Origin of the sequence: Aliiroseovarius salicola, assembly GCF_027891095.1 — a bacterium.
GTDB lineage: Bacteria > Pseudomonadota > Alphaproteobacteria > Rhodobacterales > Rhodobacteraceae > Aliiroseovarius > Aliiroseovarius salicola.
Genome location: NZ_JAQIIO010000023.1, coordinates 1 through 2,021 on the forward strand (window position 1 = coordinate 1; position 2,021 = coordinate 2,021).

Consider the following 2,021-nt stretch of genomic DNA (forward strand, 5'->3'; position numbering starts at 1 on the left):
TCCTCCAGACCGTGGAAATCTTAAGGACGCGATCTGATATGGACTACAAGTTGCAGAAAGTTGGTAAAGGTCAAGGATACATATCGATACAAAACTCCTGCCCTCTACAGGTTGATACCGTGGGGCTTCGGTGGGACATTGGCGGAAATTCCGAGCAAGGACTCCGAGTAAAGAGGCGATATGACAGGCACGCTCAGAAGTGACAGGCGCAGAATGTTGATTGGCGCGGCGGCATTCGTTGCGTCCCCGTCGATTTTGCGCGCGCAACAAGCGCCTTCTAATGTGCAAACGCCTTTGGTGCAGCGCAATATCTCTTCCTTCGCATTGCATGAGTGGCAGGACCACTTTAAATCGCTTGGCAAGGGTATACTGCTTTCCGACACCAACAGAAAAGTGCTTCAGCATTGGACCGAAGATGGCGAGATGCGGGTCTATCCGACCTCTGTGCCTCTGTCGGACGAGTTAACACGCCGTGGCTATACGGAAGTCATTGAGAAGCGCGAAAACCCAGGCTGGGCGCCGACACCGTCGATGCGGGAACGCAACCCGGAATGGCCCGCCTATATCAATGGGGGAGATCCGGCCAATCCGCTGGGTACACGCGCGCTTTATCTGTCATGGCGGTACTATCGCATTCACGGCACACAGGATACACGCAAGATCGGTCGCAGGTCATCAAATGGCTGCATCGGTCTATTCAACGAACAAATCGAAGAGGTCTACGACCGCGTCCCGGTCGGCACCCAGGTCAAACTGATCTGACGGTTGCACAGTAAAGTTCAGAGGATGAAATGATGAGCAAATGGGGTTTATTTATTGGGGGCGCGCTTCTGGCAGGCATCGCTACTTCGGGCTGGCAGGCGTTGCAGCCTGCACCTCAGGGGCACTCGATGGTTTCGCCGGATACAAGCGACATCGCCATAGGAGATCCAATCGAGGCTGTTAATCTTCCGTCTGAACTTTCATCAGATGCCGTCATAGGAAAGCGCATGTTCGATGCAAAATGTGCCGCTTGTCATGGTGAAAACGCTGCGGGTCAAAATGGTGTTGCCCCACCACTGATCCACAAGATCTATGAGCCCAGCCACCACGCGGATGAGGCGTTTCAGCGGGCGGTGAAAATCGGTGTTCGCGCCCACCATTGGAAATTCGGCGACATGCCTCGGGTAGAAGGCCTGACCCGCGGAGATGTACAATATCTGACCCAGTACGTGCGGGAGTTGCAGCGCGAGAACGGGATCAATTGATGAAGGAACTGATCTTCGCATCTTTGTTCAGACTGATTGCCATCGTAATTTTTGGTGGTCTGATTGGGGGTGCGGGATTTCCTGATACGGCCGAGGCGCATGCTGCGACGCCTTGGGAACCGGGAATTGCGTCCGGCGAAGTCCAAGCAGTGACGCATCCTTCAGCCGCAGACATTGAAACCGGACATTGTCATCCCGGTCTCGATTGTTTCACTGTCGCCGCTCTCCCATTTTCCGCCAACTTGCCGGGTGTGCCGAGTGTCGGAAAATCACGGATACGATTTGCAGCACTGGAACCTGACGGGTGGATACCAACATTCGACATACCACCCCCCCGAAAAATAATCCTTGTACCAAAGCTTAAGAAAAGTCGACATATCGAGGATTAATTCAATGAAGTACAGCAGTGTAATTGCCGCAGTTTTCACCTGTGCCACCGGTGTGGCAGCATTTGCTCATGGTGGAGCGACAGGCATTGTGAAAGAGCGCATGGATGCCATGGATGCCATGGGCAAAGCGGTGAAGATGATCACGCCAATGATGCGGGGTGAGACCGCTTATGATGCAGAGGTTGTCCGGCAGGCGGCCGCCACGTTTTCTGATCATGCAGGCGAAAGCATGACCACATTGTTCCCTGAAGGATCCGGTGGCATGCCCTCGGAGGCCAAGGACGCAATCTGGGAGCGTTGGGAAGAGTTTTCCGAATTGGCGGCCCAATTGGGTATTTACGCCGAAGGGCTCTCTGGTGCTGCGGAAAACGGGTTGATGATGGCA

4 protein-coding genes are annotated in these 2,021 nt (G+C 54.1%); all 4 read left to right on the forward strand.

Going from position 1 to position 2,021, the window contains the following annotated elements; genetic code table 11:
- The first annotated feature begins 180 nt into the window (after nt 1-180).
- The gene (locus tag O2N63_RS17430) at nt 181-762 is read left to right on the forward strand and encodes a L,D-transpeptidase (protein WP_271055587.1); all 582 of its coding nucleotides are present in this window, start codon (nt 181-183) and stop codon (nt 760-762) included.
- A 32-nt stretch (nt 763-794) separates the two neighbouring features.
- Nucleotides 795-1,247, forward strand: coding sequence for a c-type cytochrome (locus tag O2N63_RS17435; RefSeq protein ID WP_271055588.1), 453 nt, complete (start codon nt 795-797; stop codon nt 1,245-1,247).
- A complete protein-coding gene (locus tag O2N63_RS17440; protein WP_271055589.1) occupies nt 1,247-1,636 on the forward strand; it encodes a hypothetical protein in 390 nt (129 codons plus the stop codon). The genes O2N63_RS17435 and O2N63_RS17440 overlap by 1 nt, the downstream gene beginning before the upstream one ends.
- A gap of 4 nt (nt 1,637-1,640) precedes the next feature.
- The coding region (locus O2N63_RS17445; protein WP_271055479.1) for a c-type cytochrome at nt 1,641-2,021 on the forward strand (381 nt) is incomplete at its 3' end.